The sequence below is a fragment of the Escherichia sp. MOD1-EC5990 genome (genome assembly GCF_002965285.1).
Lineage (GTDB): Bacteria > Pseudomonadota > Gammaproteobacteria > Enterobacterales > Enterobacteriaceae > Escherichia > Escherichia coli_F.
In genome coordinates this window covers 14429-33007 of record NZ_PTRV01000008.1, presented here as the reverse complement: position 1 = coordinate 33007, position 18579 = coordinate 14429, and the positions used below count along the sequence as shown (strand labels likewise).

16 protein-coding genes are annotated in these 18579 nt (G+C 51.5%); 6 read left to right on the top strand and 10 right to left on the bottom strand.

Annotation, left to right across the window (positions count from 1 at the left end):
* Positions 1–26: 26 nt before the first annotated feature.
* The 5 genes from narI to narK all read right to left on the bottom strand — a co-directional run bounded on the left by narI (position 27) and on the right by narK (position 8473).
* Entirely contained in the window at positions 27–704 is a 678-nt protein-coding gene (gene narI / locus BEB42_RS11335) for a respiratory nitrate reductase subunit gamma (protein WP_001160117.1), read from the bottom strand.
* Positions 704–1414, bottom strand: a complete 711-nt coding sequence (gene narJ / locus BEB42_RS11330; RefSeq protein ID WP_000571676.1) for a nitrate reductase molybdenum cofactor assembly chaperone — start codon at positions 1412–1414, stop codon at positions 704–706. Before narJ ends, narI begins: the two co-directional genes overlap by 1 nt.
* Positions 1411–2949 carry a nitrate reductase subunit beta gene (gene narH, locus BEB42_RS11325; protein WP_000702650.1) on the bottom strand — a complete coding sequence of 513 codons (1539 nt, stop codon included), beginning with the start codon at positions 2947–2949 and terminating at the stop codon, positions 1411–1413. The genes narJ and narH overlap by 4 nt, the downstream gene beginning before the upstream one ends.
* Entirely contained in the window at positions 2946–6689 is a 3744-nt protein-coding gene (locus BEB42_RS11320) for a nitrate reductase subunit alpha (protein WP_000032952.1), read from the bottom strand. The genes narH and BEB42_RS11320 overlap by 4 nt, the downstream gene beginning before the upstream one ends.
* A gap of 392 nt (positions 6690–7081) precedes the next feature.
* On the bottom strand, positions 7082–8473 hold the full coding sequence (gene narK, locus BEB42_RS11315; RefSeq protein ID WP_000019856.1) for a nitrate transporter NarK: 1392 nt from the start codon (positions 8471–8473) through the stop codon (positions 7082–7084).
* A gap of 338 nt (positions 8474–8811) precedes the next feature.
* On the opposite strand from narK, the gene narX reads away from it, so the two are divergent.
* A complete protein-coding gene (gene narX / locus BEB42_RS11305; protein WP_000918048.1) occupies positions 8812–10608 on the top strand; it encodes a nitrate/nitrite two-component system sensor histidine kinase NarX in 1797 nt (598 codons plus the stop codon).
* Complete coding sequence (gene narL / locus BEB42_RS11300) at positions 10601–11251, top strand: two-component system response regulator NarL (protein ID WP_000070485.1); 651 nt, start codon at positions 10601–10603, stop codon at positions 11249–11251. Before narX ends, narL begins: the two co-directional genes overlap by 8 nt.
* Here the strand turns inward: narL and ychO are convergent, their stop codons facing one another.
* On the bottom strand, positions 11252–12646 hold the full coding sequence (ychO, locus tag BEB42_RS11295) for an inverse autotransporter invasin YchO (RefSeq protein ID WP_024218647.1): 1395 nt from the start codon (positions 12644–12646) through the stop codon (positions 11252–11254).
* A 185-nt stretch (positions 12647–12831) separates the two neighbouring features.
* On the opposite strand from ychO, the gene ychN reads away from it, so the two are divergent.
* Positions 12832–13185: a DsrE/F sulfur relay family protein YchN gene (ychN, locus tag BEB42_RS11290; RefSeq protein WP_001169659.1), complete on the top strand. Its 354-nt coding sequence runs from the start codon at positions 12832–12834 to the stop codon at positions 13183–13185.
* Between the two features lie 43 nt (positions 13186–13228).
* Here the strand turns inward: ychN and chaC are convergent, their stop codons facing one another.
* Positions 13229–13924, bottom strand: a complete 696-nt coding sequence (gene chaC, locus BEB42_RS11285) for a glutathione-specific gamma-glutamylcyclotransferase (RefSeq protein ID WP_001295621.1) — start codon at positions 13922–13924, stop codon at positions 13229–13231.
* A gap of 156 nt (positions 13925–14080) precedes the next feature.
* Entirely contained in the window at positions 14081–14311 is a 231-nt protein-coding gene (chaB, locus tag BEB42_RS11280; protein WP_001146444.1) for a putative cation transport regulator ChaB, read from the bottom strand.
* 269 nt (positions 14312–14580) lie between these two features.
* Here chaB and chaA point away from each other — a divergent pair, with 269 nt between their 5' ends.
* The 3 genes from chaA to BEB42_RS11265 all read left to right on the top strand — a co-directional run bounded on the left by chaA (position 14581) and on the right by BEB42_RS11265 (position 16729).
* Positions 14581–15681, top strand: coding sequence for a sodium-potassium/proton antiporter ChaA (chaA, locus tag BEB42_RS11275; RefSeq protein ID WP_001306585.1), 1101 nt, complete (start codon positions 14581–14583; stop codon positions 15679–15681).
* 405 nt (positions 15682–16086) lie between these two features.
* On the top strand, positions 16087–16194 hold the full coding sequence (locus BEB42_RS26230; protein WP_000170956.1) for a type I toxin-antitoxin system toxin Ldr family protein: 108 nt from the start codon (positions 16087–16089) through the stop codon (positions 16192–16194).
* A gap of 427 nt (positions 16195–16621) precedes the next feature.
* Positions 16622–16729 (top strand): type I toxin-antitoxin system toxin Ldr family protein, encoded by a 108-nt coding sequence (locus BEB42_RS11265; RefSeq protein ID WP_000170956.1) that lies wholly within the window; start codon positions 16622–16624, stop codon positions 16727–16729.
* A gap of 147 nt (positions 16730–16876) precedes the next feature.
* Here the strand turns inward: BEB42_RS11265 and kdsA are convergent, their stop codons facing one another.
* Positions 16877–17731, bottom strand: coding sequence for a 3-deoxy-8-phosphooctulonate synthase (gene kdsA / locus BEB42_RS11260; RefSeq protein WP_000811065.1), 855 nt, complete (start codon positions 17729–17731; stop codon positions 16877–16879).
* A 35-nt stretch (positions 17732–17766) separates the two neighbouring features.
* Positions 17767–18576: an invasion regulator SirB1 gene (gene sirB1 / locus BEB42_RS11255; protein ID WP_105267373.1), complete on the bottom strand. Its 810-nt coding sequence runs from the start codon at positions 18574–18576 to the stop codon at positions 17767–17769.
* Positions 18577–18579 lie beyond the last annotated feature (3 nt).

Genomic DNA, 18579 nt, shown 5'->3' with positions numbered 1-18579 from the left:
CAGGGTCTATGTGAACTAAAATTCGCTTAGTGACGAGCGCGCACCAGCTGGTACTTACGTGTCAGATACTCCACCGGTACGCTCCAGATGTGCACCAGACGCGAGAACGGGAACAGCAGGAATAACGTCATCCCCAGCACCAGGTGCAGACGGAAGATAAACGCCACACCATCAAGATGTTGAGAAGCGCCACCATGGAAGGTCACCACCGACTGCGCCCAGCCAACCAGTTTCATCATCTCGCTACCGTCCATATGCTGGGCGGAGAACGGAATGGTCAGCAGACCCAACGCGCACTGGATAACGAGCAGCGACAGGATCAAGATGTCCGCCCCGGTAGTCGTTGCACGCACACGCGGGCTGAACAGGCGGCGTTTCAGCAACAGCACGCCGCCAATCAGACACAGCACGCCGCTGGCACCACCAGCAATCATCGCCATTTTCTGTTTCACTTCAATTGGCAACCACGCTTCATACATCCAGTGCGGCGTCAGCATACCGAAGAAGTGGCCGACAAAAATCCCCAGAATTCCGATATGGAACAGGTTCGACGCCAGGTTCATCCCTTTGCGATCCAGCATCTGGCTGGATGCCGCGCGCCAGGTGTACTGCCCGTAGTCATAGCGCAGCCAGCTACCAATCAGGAAGACGGCCCCGGCTATGTACGGGTAGATATCAAAGAAGAACATATTCAGGAATTGCATTAGTGCTGTCCTCCGGTGGTGATATTCAGATATTGCGGCGCGACGGCACCGGCAAAGCGACGCTGATGAGCAGTGATTGCTGAATCACCGCAGCCTTTGTCAGCAAAGAATTTAACCTGCTCTTCTTCCCAGACGGCATCCAGCGCCTGTGGCGTATCGTCGCGCGCTTCATCAGCAATTTTTTCCGCCACTTTGTCGCTGTCGATAGCGGTATTCGCCAGTTTCAGCAGCAGATCAAACAGCACGGCATAACGGCTTTCACGTTGTTGCAGACGCGCGCTCAGCAACGCCAGAATCGGCGCGATATCTTTCAAACCTTCCACGGCTTCGCTTTGCGGCAGCTGCGCCAGATACTCCAGATACAGCGGCAGATGATCCGGTAATTCACGACTGTTCAATTGCAAACCGTGCTGCTCATACTGTGCCAACAAGTCAACCATTGCCTGGCCGCGATCGCGGGATTCACCGTGAACATGCTCAAACAGCAGCAACGACGTGGCGCGACCACGGTCGAACAGTTCGCTGTACTGGGCCTGAGCATCCAGCGGATCCAGCGCTGTTAAATCGCGCAGGAAAATGCCCAGCGCATGGGCATCCTCTTTCGACAGATTTTCCGACGCAGCAATCGCCTCAAACATCTCTTGTTGATGCTGCCATAAGGCAGCATCCGGATATTCAAGGAGACGCGATACAATCACGAGTTCGATCATGGGTGCGGCTCCGTTTTACTGGTCACGTCGATGGCATCGATACGGCGGCTGTTGAACAGATTGAATTTGGTATCTGAACCGTGGCAGCCGTCACCAAAGGTAAAGCCACAGCCATTTTTCTCCGGGAAGGCTTCCCGCGCCAGTTCACGGTGACTGCTCGGCACCACAAAGCGATCTTCGTAGTTGGCAATTGCCAGATAACGGTACATCTCCTGTGCCTGAGCTTCGGTCAGACCGACCTCTTCCAGCGCACGGGTATCAACTTTACCGTCAACGGTTTCAGCACGTTTGTAATGACGCATCGCCAGCATACGTTTCAGCGCGCGCAGTACCGGTTTGGTATCACCGGCAGTCAGCAGATTCGCCAGATACTGTACCGGGATACGCAGGCTTTCGACGTCTGGCAAAATACCGTTGCTGCCCAGCTCGCCCGCATCTGCCGCAGACTGAATCGGCGACAGAGGTGGCACATACCAGACCATCGGCAGCGTGCGATATTCCGGATGCAGCGGCAGCGCCAGTTTCCATTCCATCGCCATTTTATAAACCGGCGACTGCTGTGCGGCTTCAATAACGCTCAGCGGAATACCGTCTTTAATCGCCTGCTCGATGACTTTCGGATCATTCGGATCGAGGAACACGTCCAGCTGACGCTGGTAGAGATCTTTCTCGTTCTCGGTGCTGGCTGCACGTTCAATCGCGTCGGCATCGTACAGCAGCACGCCAAGATAACGGATACGACCGACACAGGTTTCAGAGCACACCGTCGGCTGACCGGCTTCAATACGCGGATAGCAGAAGATGCACTTCTCAGACTTACCGCTCTTCCAGTTGAAGTAGATTTTTTTGTACGGGCATCCGGTGATGCACATACGCCAGCCGCGGCATTTGTCCTGGTCGATCAGGACGATGCCATCTTCTTCACGCTTGTAAATCGCACCGCTCGGGCAGGTCGCCACACATGCCGGGTTCAGGCAGTGTTCGCACAGGCGTGGCAAATACATCATGAAGGTGTTTTCGAACTGGCTATACATCGCCTTCTGGATGTTGTCGAAGTTCTTGTCTTTCGCCAGTTTGTCAAACTCACCGCCCAGGTCATCTTCCCAGTTCGGTCCTTTTTCGATTTTCGCCATCCGTTCGCCGGTAATCAGCGAACGTGGACGGGCAATCGGCTGCGATTTGCTGCCTTCCGGCGCGGTATGCAGGTTCTGATAGTCAAAATCGAACGGCTCGTAATAATCGTCGATCCCCGGCAGATGCGGGTTAGCGAAGATTTTACCCAGCAGCATGGCGCGATTACCCATGCGCGGTTGCAGTTTGCCGTTGATTTTACGGATCCAGCCGCCTTTGTATTTCTCCTGGTTTTCCCAGTCTGTCGGGAAGCCCTGGCCCGGCTTGGTTTCCACGTTGTTGAACCACGCGTATTCCACGCCTTCACGGCTGGTCCAGACGTTTTTACAGGTCACTGAACAGGTGTGGCAACCGATGCACTTATCCAGATTCAGCACCATGCCGACTTGTGAACGAATTTTCATTTTACGCTCTCCTGTACCTGGTCATTGCCTTCGCCATCTAACCAGTCAATGTTCTTCATCTTACGCACTACAACAAATTCATCGCGGTTAGAACCTACAGTGCCGTAGTAGTTAAAGCCGTATGCCAGATGGGCATAGCCGCCGATCATATGCGTCGGTTTCGGCGTGATACGGGTGACCGAGTTATGAATACCGCCGCGCTGACTGGTGATTTCTGAACCAGGCAGGTTAACGATACGTTCCTGCGCGTGGTACATCATGGTCATCCCTGCCGGAACACGCTGGCTGACAACCGCACGAGCAGTCAGTGCACCGTTGCTGTTGAAGACTTCAATCCAGTCGTTATCGGCGATACCCAGCTCTTTGGCATCGGCTTCACTCAACCAGACCACCGGACCACCGCGACCTAAAGTCAGCATCAGCAGGTTGTCGCTGTAGGTGGAGTGGATACCCCACTTCTGGTGCGGTGTCAGGAAGTTGAGCGCTTTTTCCGGATTACCGTTAGATTTCTGGCCCATCACTTCTTTCACCGAACGGGTGTCGATCGGCGGACGATAAACCAGCAGGCTTTCACCGAAATCACGCATCCACTGATGATCCTGATACAGCTGCTGACGGCCAGAGAGCGTACGCCACGGGATCAGCTCGTGAACGTTGGTGTAACCGGCGTTGTAAGAAACATGTTCATCTTCAAGGCCAGACCAGGTCGGGCTGGAAATGATTTTGCGCGGCTGCGCCTGAATATCGCGGAAGCGGATCTTCTCGTCTTCTTTATTCAGCGCCAGATGCGTATGGTCACGACCGGTAAACTCGCTCAGGGCAGCCCAGGCTTTCACGGCTACCTGACCGTTGGTTTCCGGTGCCAGCGTCAGAATCATCTCTGCCGCATCAATTGCGGTGTTCAGCATCGGCTGGCCTTTTGCCGGACCTTCCGCTTTGGTGTAGTTGAGCTTACGCAGCAGATCCATCTCGCTCTGGGTGTTCCAGGCAATCCCTTTACCGCCGTTACCGATTTTCTCCATCAGCGGGCCGATAGAGGTAAAGCGTTCGTAAGTTGCCGGATAATCGCGCTCTACAACCATAATGTGCGGTGCGGTTTTACCTGGGATCAGGTCACATTCGCCTTTTTTCCAGTCTTTCACATCCAGCGGTTGCGCCAGTTCAGCGGCAGAGTCGTGCTGGATAGGCAGCGTGACGATGTCGGTTTCTTTACCCAGATGACCAACGCACACTTCGGAGAATTTCTTCGCGATGGCTTTGTAGATTTCCCAGTCGCTTTTCGCTTCCCAGGCCGGATCGACCGCCGCAGACAGCGGGTGAATAAACGGATGCATATCCGAAGTATTCATGTCGTCTTTTTCGTACCAGGTCGCCGTCGGCAAAATGATGTCGGAATAGAGACAGGTGCTCGACAGACGGAAGTCCAGCGTCACCACCAGATCCAGCTTGCCTTCCAGACCGTTGTCCTGCCAGTCCACTTCTTCCGGCTTCACGCCGCCCTGCTGACCCAGGTCTTTACCCTGGATACCGTGCTCCGTCCCCAGCAGGTACTTGAGCATAAACTCATGACCTTTACCGGAAGAACCGAGCAGGTTAGAACGCCAGATGAACAGGTTACGCGGGTGGTTTTTACCGTTTTCTGGTTGTTCTGCCGCAAAACGGATAAAACCCTCTTTCAGGGATTTCACGGTGTAATCCACCGGATTCATGCCCGCTTTTTCCGCTTCGCGAGCGATAGTTAGCGGGTTAGTGCCTAACTGCGGCGCAGACGGCAGCCAGCCCATACGTTCTGCACGGACGTTAAAGTCGATCAGATGTCCGGTATAACGGGATTTATCCGCCATCGGCGACAACAACTCTTCTGCGGTCACGGTTTCATAACGCCACTGGCTGGAGTGGTTATAGAAATAAGAGGTGCTGTTCATGTGACGCGCCGGACGCTGCCAGTCAAGAGCAAACGCCAGCGGCTGCCAGCCGGTTTGCGGACGCAGTTTTTCCTGACCTACATAGTGCGCCCAGCCGCCACCGCTCTGACCTACACAGCCGCAGAAAATCAGCATGTTGATCAGACCACGATAGTTCATATCGAGGTGATACCAGTGGTTCAGACCAGCACCAACGATGATCATTGAACGACCGTGGGTCTTATCAGCGTTGTCAGCAAATTCACGGGCAATGCGGATAATCTGGCTGCGAGAAACGCCGGTAATCTGCTCGGCCCACGCAGGGGTGTAAGCTTTCACATCGTCATAGCTGGTTGCACAGTTAACGTCGTTCAGGCCACGTTCCAGACCATAGTTTGCCAGCGTCAGATCATAAACGGTGGTCACCAGTGCGGTGCTGCCATCAGCCAGTTGCAAGCGTTTCACCGGCAGCTTGTGCAGCAGCACGTTTTCCAGTTCCACTTTGTTGAAGTGTTCCGTGCCGTCGCCACCAAAGTATGGGAAGCCCACCTCAGCGATCTCATCCTGGCTACCCAGCAGGCTCAGTTGCAGCTCGGTTTCTTCGCCAGTTTTGCCGTCGCGCTGCTCAAGATTCCATTTGCCCTTCTCGCCCCAGCGGAAGCCAATAGAACCGTTCGGCGCAACCATTTCTCCATTGGTATTAAAGGCGACAGTTTTCCATTCCGGATTGTTTTCCTGGCCCAGCGCATCAACCAGATCGGCAGCGCGCAGCATACGACCTGCGGCGTAGTAACCGTCGCGTTCTTCCAGCATCACCAGCATCGGCATGTCGGTGTAGCGACGCACATAGTCGGTGAAATACTGGCTTGGGTTGTCGAGGTGGAATTCACGCAGCATTACGTGGCCCATCGCCAGCGCCATTGCCGCATCGGTGCCCTGTTTCGGTGCCAGCCACAGATCGCACAGTTTGGCGATTTCAGCATAGTCCGGTGTGACGGCAACAGTTTTGGTGCCTTTGTAACGCACTTCAGTAAAGAAGTGAGCATCCGGAGTACGCGTCTGCGGCACGTTTGACCCCCAGGCGATGATGTAGCTGGAGTTGTACCAGTCAGCGGATTCCGGTACGTCAGTCTGCTCACCCCAGGTTTGTGGAGATGCAGGAGGCAGGTCGCAGTACCAGTCGTAGAAGCTTAAGCAAGTACCGCCAATCAGCGAAAGATAGCGAGCACCCGATGCGTAAGAAACCATCGACATTGCCGGAATTGGCGAGAAGCCAGCGACGCGGTCCGGGCCGTAGTTTTTGATGGTGTAAACGTTAGAGGCGGCGATCAGTTCGTTCACTTCCTGCCAGGAAGAACGAACAAAACCACCGCGTCCACGCGCCTGCTTAAAGCTTTTCGCTTTATCGGCGTCTTCAATAATAGAAGCCCATGCCTCAACCGGATCGCTATGCAGCGCCTTCGCTTCACGCCACATTTTCATCAGGCGTTTGCGCATCATCGGGTATTTCAGACGGTTGGCGCTGTAAAGATACCAGGAGTAGCTGGCACCGCGCGGGCAGCCGCGAGGTTCATGGTTTGGCAGATCCGGACGGGTACGCGGATAGTCAGTTTGCTGGGTTTCCCAGGTCACCAGACCGTTTTTAACGTAGATTTTCCAGCTGCAGGAGCCGGTGCAGTTTACCCCATGGGTAGAGCGGACGATTTTGTCATGCTGCCAACGCTGGCGATATCCATCCTCCCAGTCACGGTTGGTATTGAGAAGCTGGCCATGCCCATCGGCAAAGGTTTCGCCCTTCTGTTTGAAGTAGCGAAACCGGTCCAGGAATTTACTCATCGGTTTTCTCCTGTGGGAGCCTGTCGGCTCTCTGATAAATCGACATTGCTAATGTTTAAGGGCAAGGTAACGCTCTGAAACGGCGTGGGAATTGATAACGATCAAGAGTGATGGGGATGAAAAATAAAGTAAATTCCTAAGATACCCCTTTAGGATAATTAACAGTTACAGCATAAAAGACTGTAAATTAAGGCATTTTATACCTGTAGTTATTTAAACTATTAAGAATTTTATGCAGATGGGTATTAAGGAGTATTCCCCATGGGTAACATATTAATGGCTCTTAATGAAATCCGGCGAAATAAGCCATATAACATTAGTATGTTGTAACTAAATGATGCATAAAAAAAGCGCGACATCATGCCGCGCAAAGGATAATCAAATATTAAGATTTATTTTTTAGAATGCCGACCATATACCGCCCAGGTAATCACTACGCAGGCGATATAGAAAATCAAAAATACTTTCATTGCGCCGACTGGCGAACCCGTTAATGCCAGCGAGCTACCGAACGCTTTCGGGATAAAGAAGCCACCAATCGCGCCAATCGCAGAGATGAAACCCAGCGCCGCCGCCGTGTCGGTTGCCGCTTCACGCATCGCACGTTCGTCAGAACCCCCTTCTGCTTTCACGCGATCCATTGTCAGTTTACGGAAGATCACGGAAATCATCTGGAAAGTGGAACCACTACCCAGCCCAGCTGTCAGGAACAGCGCCAGGAAGACTGCGAAGAACGCCATAAAGCTTCCGCCCTGTCCGTCAGTCGGTAAGGTCAGGAACAGCAGGCCGCTGAAAATCGCCATCAGGATAAAGTTCACCAGTGTGACACGAGTTCCGCCCAGACGGTCAGATAATGCACCACCTGCAGAACGCGCCAGCGCACCAATAAACGGCCCGAAGAAAGCGTATTGCAGAATCTGAACATCCGGGAACTGCGTTTTTGACAGCATCGCAAAGCCCGCGGAGAAGCCGATGAAGGAGCCGAAGGTTGCCAGATACAGCAGGCTCATAATCCACAGATGACCCCGTTTGAGTACCGGCAACTGCTCCTTGATGGAGGCTTTTGAGGTAGCAAGATCGTTCATGCCAAACCACGCCGCAATGGTGAAGATGGCAAGGAACGGCACCCATACCCAGGACGCATTCGCCAGATACAGCTCAGTCCCATCCGGCTGTTTGACACCCTGGCTACCAAATACTGCGAAAATCGACAGTGATACCACCAGCGGAGCAACCAACTGCATGACGCTGACGCCCATGTTGCCCAGACCACCATTCAGACCCAGCGCGCCACCCTGCTTCTGTTTCGGAAAGAAGAAGCTGATGTTTGCCATACTGGATGCGAAGTTCGCGCCAGCAAAGCCGCACAGCAGAGAGATGATGATGAAGACGCTATAAGGCGTGGAGGTATCCTGCACGGCAAAACCCAGCCAGACGCAAGGAATAATCAGAATACCGGTGCTGAACGCCGTCCAGCGACGACCACCGAAGATAGGAACCATAAAGGAGTATGGAACACGTAACAACGCGCCAGAAACCGAAGGCAGCGCCGTCAACATAAATAGCTGATCGGTCGTAAAATTAAAACCGACTTTCGGTAAGTTCACCGCAACAGCGCTGAACAACATCCATACGCAAAACGCCAGCAGCAGACAGGGAACGGAAATCCACAGGTTGCGGCTGGCAATACGTTGACCGCGTTGTTGCCAGAACGCAGGATCTTCCGGTCGCCAATCTGTAATGACAGCTCCATTAACCCTTTCGGGAGCGGATGAGTGACTCATAGACACCTCTGATACTCGTTTCGATGTCTGCCACCTTAGTGTCTGTAGCTAAAGGCAATTTGATGTAAATCAAACGATAAGATAACTTTATCTATCATTGATATTTATCATTACCCATAGTGAGTACAGTGATTTCATAAAAATTATGAGATTTTTCACGGTGCTGTAAAATCCCTACCCTTACCGATGTAAAGCGACTTACCACGCGGCAAATAAGGAGTAACTCTTTCCGGGTATGGGTATACTTCAGCCAATAGCCGAGAATACTGCCATTCCAGAATGTATCGTCACATTCATTAAGGTTATTGCTCATTTAAAGCCTGAAGGAAGAGGTTTGCATGCTTAAACGTTGTCTCTCTCCGCTCACCCTGGTTAATCAGGTTGCGCTTATTGTGTTGCTTTCTACTGCTATTGGACTGGCGGGGATGGCGGTTTCTGGCTGGCTGGTACAAGGCGTTCAGGGCAGCGCCCATGCGATCAACAAAGCGGGATCGCTGCGCATGCAAAGTTACCGTCTGTTGGCGGCAGTGCCATTAAGCGAGAAAGACAAGCCCTTAATTAAAGAGATGGAACAAACGGCATTTAGCGCCGAGTTAACCCGAGCAGCAGAACGAGACGGACAACTGGCGCAACTACAGGGTTTACAAGATTACTGGCGTAATGAACTGATCCCTGCGCTGCTGCGTGCACAAAACCGCAAAACGGTGTCAGCGGATGTCAGCCAGTTTGTTGCCGGGCTTGATCAACTGGTATCTGGTTTTGACCGCACCACGGAAATGCGCATTGAGACAGTGGTGCTGGTCCATCGGGTAATGGCGGTATTTATGGCACTTTTACTGGTGTTCACTATTATCTGGTTGCGGGCGCGACTGCTACAACCGTGGCGGCAGTTGTTGGCAATGGCGAGTGCCGTCAGCCATCGCGATTTTACCCAACGCGCGAACATCAGCGGGCGCAACGAAATGGCTATGCTTGGAACTGCGTTGAACAATATGTCTGCAGAACTGGCGGAAAGTTACGCCGTACTTGAGCAGCGGGTTCAGGAGAAAACCGCCGGGCTGGAACATAAAAATCAGATCCTCTCTTTTTTATGGCAGGCCAACCGCCGTTTGCATTCCCGCGCCCCGCTGTGTGAACGCCTGTCACCTGTACTCAACGGCTTACAGAATTTAACCCTGCTACGTGATATCGAACTGCGGGTGTATGACACTGATGATGAAGAGAATCATCAGGAGTTTACCTGCCAGCCAGATATGACCTGCGATGATAAAGGCTGTCAGCTCTGCCCGCGCGGTGTACTCCCCGTTGGCGATCGCGGCACAACCCTGAAGTGGCGGCTGGCTGACTCTCATACGCAGTACGGTATTTTGCTGGCAACCCTGCCGCAGGGGCGTCATCTTAGTCATGATCAACAACAACTGGTGGATACCCTGGTTGAACAACTCACCGCCACGCTTGCGCTGGATCGCCATCAGGAACGTCAGCAACAGTTGATCGTGATGGAAGAGCGTGCCACCATTGCGCGCGAACTGCATGATTCTATTGCCCAATCTCTCTCTTGCATGAAGATGCAGGTGAGTTGTTTACAGATGCAGGGCGATGCGCTGCCAGAAAGCAGCCGCGAACTGTTAAGTCAGATCCGTAACGAACTGAATGCATCCTGGGCGCAGTTGCGTGAATTGCTCACCACATTCCGCTTGCAGCTCACCGAGCCTGGATTACGTCCGGCGCTGGAGGCGAGTTGCGAAGAGTACAGCGCCAGGTTTGGCTTCCCGGTGAAGCTGGATTATCAATTGCCGCCTCGTCTGGTGCCTTCGCATCAGGCAATCCATCTGTTGCAAATTGCCCGTGAGGCATTAAGTAACGCCCTCAAACATTCGCAAGCGAGTGAGGTCGTGGTGACAGTGGCGCAAAACGATAATCAGGTCAAACTGACCGTCCAGGATAACGGCTGCGGCGTGCCTGAAAATGCCATCCGCAGCAATCACTACGGCATGATAATAATGCGCGACCGTGCGCAAAGTTTACGAGGCGATTGCCGCGTCCGCCGTCGTGAATCAGGTGGCACCGAAGTGGTGGTCACCTTTATTCCCGAAAAAACTTTCACAGACGTCCAAGGAGATACCCATGAGTAATCAGGAACCGGCTTCTATCCTGCTGATTGACGATCACCCGATGCTGCGAACTGGCGTAAAACAGCTTATCAGTATGGCACCAGATATCACCGTGGTTGGCGAAGCGAGTAATGGCGAACAGGGTATTGAACTGGCGGAGTCTCTTGATCCCGATTTGATCTTGTTAGATCTCAATATGCCCGGCATGAACGGTCTGGAAACGCTGGATAAACTGCGCGAAAAGTCCCTCTCCGGGCGCATTGTGGTATTCAGCGTCTCTAACCATGAAGAAGATGTGGTCACCGCACTGAAACGCGGCGCGGATGGCTATCTGTTAAAAGATATGGAACCGGAAGATCTGCTGAAAGCATTGCATCAGGCTGCTGCTGGCGAAATGGTATTAAGCGAAGCATTAACGCCTGTTCTGGCCGCCAGCTTGCGCGCTAACCGTGCCACTACTGAACGCGATGTTAACCAGTTAACTCCACGCGAGCGCGATATTCTCAAGCTGATTGCCCAGGGTTTGCCGAACAAGATGATTGCCCGCCGCCTGGACATCACCGAAAGCACAGTAAAAGTGCACGTCAAGCACATGCTGAAGAAAATGAAGCTCAAGTCTCGCGTGGAAGCAGCAGTATGGGTGCATCAGGAGCGCATTTTCTGATTACGGTTCCCAGCGCAGTTCGTCGTTTGACAATGCGTCGAACGGTTCGACAAGCGTTAGCGTGATCTCATTGGAGGAGACACGCTGCCCCTGGTTATCTTCCACCACTACAGACAATCGCCAGTGATTGCTTGCCCCTTCCCCGTTTTGCCAGTCAGGCATGATCAGCGTCCAGCCCTCCGCGCTATTGGCTTGTGCGCCCGGCGTCAAACTTAATATCTGCGTATCGCCCTGCCAAATCAGTTGCCGAATACCATAACGACTGCGGATTTGTAATTTCAGCGGCACTGTTTCGCCAGGTTTTAGATCCCACGGCGGTGTCGCCAGAAACACCGTTAACGTTTTTCGCTGTCGGTACTCAAGAGTCGGTAGATTATTTCGCTGCGGATTATCATAGCGACTACCACGTAACGACTGACTTTCGGCAACCTCGCCCGCAGAAAGTTGTTTTTTGAGTGGTACACCAAAACGGTATTTAAGATTCAGCCCGAGGTTATTTTGATTCTCGCCGCTTTCACCCTGTTTATGCTGGGCCGTCACCGTGACTAATGGCACTGGGGTATAATTTAATCCCAGACTCAACGCGACGGGATTGTGATAACCCGTACCAGAGTTAAATAAATCAACGCGATCACCAAAATACTGTTCTACGCTGACGCTGGTATTGAGGTGTTGATAGAACGGCATGCGCATCCGGGCTGTCAGGTCGTACCCGCGCGCCATCCGTTGTTCCTGCGTGGCTGTCTGTTCATGCCATGCAGCAAACGGCTGGTAAAAGTTTGCCGATAGTCGCAAATATTCGCCCCACGCTTCGGCACCAAAGCCCGCTCGCTGAAGATTTTCGTCCAGCAAGTTGTCATAAAAAGTATTATAACCCACCAGCCAGTTGCCGCGCGCCCAGCGTTGCCCAACGCCCACATTGCTCACCAGCCCATCATCCTGCTGAGTAAGACCAAGCTGGCTCCAGGTGAGATAACGATCATTATCCTGTAAAGGCACAAACCAACTTCCGCGACTGCCGGTGAAATGACCTTCGTTATCTACTTTGACGTCAACACTGGCATTTCCCCACGGTGATAGCCAGGATTCCAGGTGCTGATTAACCTGCTGACTAAGCGCGTCGCGGACTTTTCCCAATGCGAAAGCTTTTGCCTGCTCGCCAGTATCCAGCCCGTTATCATTCATACTGGTTTCGCCGAAATCTTTCACAATTTCAGCAAAGTGTTTTTCCCCATCATGATTTTCGGGAGCCATGCCTAAATCCGGCAGACCATCATTGTTATTATCAAAGGGATTTGCCGCTTTTTGCTCGAAGGTAGATTGTGCGTTAGCTGTACCGCCTGCCGCCAGCAAGAGTAAATAAAAAGGAATAATGCGAGGAACGAAACGGCTCAAAACGTCGGTAACTTCCGGTAAAAAATGAAAAACCATAGCCTTAAAGAATAACGATTACTGGCAACTTTTGTCGTATTTTCTCGCGCTTTCAGGAAAATCCTTAAAAATGTGACCGATTGGTCAGACGCTGCAGAAGCAGTAAGATAGAAGATAAGTGTCTAATTCCCTGAATACAGGAGTAAATAATGCAAAAAATCGTGATCGTTGCCAATGGCGCACCTTACGGGAGCGAATCCTTGTTTAACAGCTTGCGGCTGGCCATTGCGTTACGAGAGCAGGAGAACAATCTGGATCTGCGTCTGTTCCTGATGTCTGATGCGGTCACAGCCGGGTTGCGCGGGCAAAAACCAGGGGAAGGCTACAACATTCAGCAAATGCTGGAGATCCTTACCGCTCAGAATGTACCGGTGAAATTGTGCAAAACCTGTACCGACGGGCGCGGGATTAGTACACTTCCTCTGATTGATGGGGTGGAAATCGGTACTCTTGTGGAACTGGCGCAATGGACGCTGTCAGCCGATAAAGTGCTCACATTTTAATGTTTGAGGGGGCGTCTGACGCCCCACTATGAGGGAAGTTTACTCAGGCGAATCCCGGCCGTAACACACCATCCGGATAATTCTCCGCCAGCAGTTTTTTTACCGATACCAGCAAATCATTCAGCCCATCGTCCTGCATTCCCAGTTTGATAAGCTCCTGTTCCAGTGAAAACAGGTATTGTGCGTTGGTTCCCAGTGGACCGCTCGCCGCCGCAATCAACGGCGCGATGACCTGAGCGCGAGTGTCAGATTCATATTCTGGATGTCGCGGGTCCATAATAAACACAATGGCGTTTACTGTGCGTCCATCATCAAGATCAAGCTGACACCAGGTTGGCAGATAACAGCCGGTAATCATCTCGCGCTTCCACAACAGTGTTAGTTCCTGCTCCAGCGTCTCTTCTGGCAGTCGATAGGCGACGCCTGTGGTGCGTCCGCCCTCTTTCAGTGCAAGCATCCGTCCCGGCTGGTGCGCAGTCCCGCGCCCGGCGGTCAGGCGCAGGCAAAACGCGCGATGCCATCCAACCAGTGTACCGGTGCACGACTCGGTAAACTCCAGTGCCGGATTCCACATCAACGATCCATAACCGAAGATCCACACCGGTCCCTCATCAGGTCGACAAGCCAGCGTCGCCGCCAGCGAAGCCGCCCGTTGCTCTGCTGACCATAAGAGTGATTCTTCAATGGCACCAAATGCCGTTTTACAATCGGCATTCATCAAGAAATCACGCGTTATCACCTTACACCTCCGCCACTGCATACTTCCCTGCGACAACTTTTTGGTGTCTTCCGGACATTTTACTGCTCATTTTGAAACCATTAACGGGACAATATGCAATCCACGGACCACTTGCAAGGCAACACCGCACGAATAGCTTTAACTAAGCTACCAGTTTTACGATTTTTTATGCCATTTATCATCATCCCCTTTGGCATATTCATGCTTCACAGCAGCCCAGGCCACTTTATGCGCGGTTTCTTCGCGACTGGCGTCATCACGCCGATCTTCTTTATCTTTATATTGATCCCATGCGCTGTTGAACGCTTCTTTATAGATATCCTGAGCATGAGACGGTAGCACGTGCTTTACGCTTTCCGGCAGATCGCTTTTCGTTTTATACGGCATCGTTGACTCCTTTTACAAAGTTGAACATTAAGTGTGGTCAACAATATCCACTCTTGCCAAAACATAAGAATTTTCATGTCAGACTCTTCTTAAGAAACGCTAAAACAAACATTGTCTAAACGCATTGCTTATTTTTATGGCCCGATGAGTAAAAAATCGACAGTGGGGTAAAAATTCGTAAAATGTTACCGATATCCAGACACTTTCTGTTATTTTTCCTACCTATTTTTTACATTTTCGATAAATTCATCTGCAAAGGGATAACCATAATGTCAAATGCTCAAGAGGCGGTAAAAACCCGCCACAAGGAGACTTCGCTTATTTTCCCGGTTCTGGCGCTGGTAGTGCTGTTCCTGTGGGGAAGCAGCCAGACACTACCAGTGGTCATTGCCATCAACCTTCTTGCTCTTATTGGTATTTTAAGTAGCGCCTTTAGTGTTGTCCGTCATGCGGACGTATTAGCCCATCGCCTGGGAGAACCTTACGGTTCGCTTATTCTTAGCCTTTCAGTGGTTATTCTTGAAGTCAGTTTGATTTCAGCTTTAATGGCAACCGGCGACGCCGCGCCAACGCTAATGCGTGATACGCTCTATTCAATCATTATGATTGTTACCGGTGGGCTGGTTGGCTTTTCATTATTGTTGGGCGGACGCAAGTTTGCCACCCAATATATGAATCTGTTTGGTATCAAGCAGTATTTAATTGCGCTGTTCCCCCTGGCGATAATCGTACTGGTATTTCCAATGGCTCTGCCTGTGGCGAATTTTTCAACCGGTCAGGCGTTACTGGTAGCATTAATTTCTGCGGCAATGTATGGCGTATTTTTGCTGATCCAGACCAAAACGCATCAAAGTTTATTTGTCTACGAGCACGAAGATGACAGTGATGATGACGACCCGCACCACGGTAAACCGTCTGCCCATAGCAGCCTGTGGCATGCTATCTGGTTGATTGTCCATCTGATTGCCGTTATTGCAGTCACCAAAATGAACGCCAGCCCGCTGGAGACATTGCTCGACAGCATGAATGCCCCTGTCGCCTTTACTGGTTTCCTGGTGGCTCTGTTGATTCTGTCGCCGGAAGGTTTAGGTGCGTTAAAAGCAGTGTTGAACAACCAGGTCCAGCGCGCGATGAATCTGTTCTTTGGTTCAGTGTTAGCAACCATTTCGCTTACCGTACCTGTCGTCACGCTAATTGCCTTTATGACGGGTAACGAATTGCAGTTTGCACTTGGTGCGCCAGAAATGGTGGTGATGGTGGCCTCTTTAGTGCTGTGCCATATCTCCTTCTCCACCGGACGTACTAACGTGCTCAATGGCGCAGCGCATCTGGCACTGTTTGCCGCCTATTTGATGACGATATTTGCCTGATAGTTATATCTCCTCCGATGACAGAAATCGGGGGAGATAATATAAATTCCTGCTTATTGTATTTCTTCATACTACCTGAACAGGTCGTTAATCAGAATTGCGAGCCTGTACCACAACCTGCACGAAACCACTGCAACAGCTGTTGAAAAGCCGGAATGTACTCTTTATTGCAAACATGTCAGGGATGAAGTGAAGATGAATTGAGACGTAATATCCACACCAAGCCGGCGTTATCCGGTGAGGCGCAATGTTGCGGGGGCTTTATCCCTGGTGGCATTGGTTGCTGGGAAGAGAAAACCCCCGCACGTTGAGAGGTAAAACCTGACAACAGAACGGGGGCTAATCTTGAACCATCAACAATTCAAGAATAGCCGCAAAATGTTGTCATTACAACAAGGCGGCTATATGACGCTCGCGCAGTTTGCCATGATTTTCTGGCACGACCTGGCGGCACCGATCCTGGCGGGGATTATTACCGCAGTGATTGTCAGCTGGTGGCGTAACCGGAAGTAAGGTGAAAACGGGCGTCAGGCTGCCGTGATGGCAATATGCGCCCGAAACCGGCCGCAGGGGTAACAGCCTGCGGCCCTTTTTGTCTTTATCTCTTCTGCAAGTAAATATTGGCAACCCGAGCTGGAAGCATCATCCAGAGCACTCATGAAACGACTGTAACAGCTGTTGAAAAACCGGAATGCACTCTTCATTGCAAACATTTCAGGGATGAAGTGAAGATGAATTGAGACGTAGTATCCACACCAAGCCGGCGTTATCCGGTGAGGCGCAATGTTGCGGGGGCTCTATCCCTGGTGGCATTGGTTGCTGGAAAGAGAAAACCCCCGCACGTTGAGAGGTACAACCTGACAACAGAACGGGGGCTAATCTTGAAACCAGACACTTCAAGAATAGCCGCAAAATGTTGTCATTACAACAAGGCGGCTATATGACGCTCGCGCAGTTTGCCATGATTTTCTGGCACGACCTGGCGGCACCGATCCTGGCGGGGATTATTACCGCAGTGATTGTCAGCTGGTGGCGTAACCGGAAGTAAGGTGAAAACGGGCGTCAGGCTGCCGTGATGGCAATATGCGCCCGAAACCGGCCGCAGGGGTAACAGCCTGCGGCCTTTTTTGTATCCGGCCCCATGAAAAAAGCCTTAACGCAGAACGCTAAGGCTTTAGTTTTCAGGCAAAAAAGATTACTTGCTGGTATCCAGTTCTTCGAAACCTTTCACCAGGTCATCAATCGCTTTCATCTGCTTGAGGAACGGTTCCAGTTTAGCCAGCGGCAGCGCGGATGGACCATCACATTTCGCATGTTCCGGATCCGGATGCGCTTCAATAAACAGCCCCGCCAGACCTACCGCCATACCGGCACGTGCCAGCTCAGCCACCTGAGCACGACGACCGCCGGAAGCTGCGCCAAACGGATCGCGGCATTGCAGTGCGTGGGTCACGTCGAAAATCACCGGTGAATTACCAGACACTTTCTTCATGATGCTGAAGCCCAGCATATCAACAACCAGGTTGTCATAGCCGAAGTTAGCACCGCGATCGCAAAGAATCACTTTTTCGTTGCCGCCTTCTTTGAATTTATCAACGATATTACCCATTTGGCCTGGGCTGACAAACTGCGGTTTCTTGACGTTAATTACCGCACCGGTTTTCGCCATGGCTTCAACCAGGTCAGTCTGGCGAGCAAGAAACGCCGGCAACTGAATCACATCCACAACATCAGCAACGGGCTGAGCCTGGCTTGGTTCGTGAACGTCGGTGATAATTTTCACGCCAAAAGTCTGCTTCAACTCCTGGAAGATTTTCATCCCTTCTTCCAGGCCCGGTCCACGATAAGAGTGGATGGAGGAGCGGTTGGCTTTGTCAAAAGAGGCTTTGAACACGTAAGGTATACCCAGTTTCTGGGTCACGGTTACGTAGTGCTCGCAAATGCGCATCGCCAGATCGCGAGATTCCAGCACGTTCATACCGCCAAACAGTACGAACGGCAGGTCATTTGCTACGTTGATGTCTCCAATGCTAACCACTTTTTGTTTCATAGGATCGCCTTAATCTTGAGTAAAATGTCGATTAATTAATGCAGCACAATATGTTTATGCGCGATGTTATTTATTTGCGCACGGATCATTTCGCTGATCGGGTCTTCCGGACACTGTTCAACGAAATAACTTAAATCGTTCAACGCAACGTGTTCGCAATCCAGTTGCGCATAAATCAACCCGCGATCGCGAATTTCATAGGGATCTTCCGGGTTGAATTGTAATAATGCTTCGCTGGTACGTAGCGCCAGCTCCATCTGATTTTCTTCCATCAACGAAGCTTTGAGTGTATCCAGCAATTTGCGGATTACCTCAATGTTATCAGCTTCATCAAGGTCTTCATAAAACAGTTCCGCCGACGGGCTGATATTTCCCTTTAACCATACGTCCAGCATATGTTCGCTTAACGATTCACCGTTAAAAGGATTAATCAGCCAAATTTCGCCATCCGGACATTCAATGCGCAATATCAGCTGCGTAGGGAAAATCACCGGCAGCAGCGGCAAATCGAGACGATTCGCGACCCATAATAAAACGGCACCTAATGATACGGCACTGCCCTGTCGATTCTTTAACACCTTGTCCAGCCATAATGCATCGGAAAGACGATAAACGCCGCGTGAGGCTTTAAATTCCCAGTCGCCGTAAAACAGCGCGATCAGTTTTTCCAGCTGCTCTTCTAAAGGCAGAAGCTGGCTGATTTCTTCCTTCGCCAGAGTAACGAGACGCTCCAGTTCGTCGTAAACATCTTGCGAGGGAAAATCGCGGCGGATTGCTTCGCAAGCCAGGATCATGCCTTCGCACAATGGCGCTTTATTAAATTCGAAATCAGCTAACGATCTCATGAC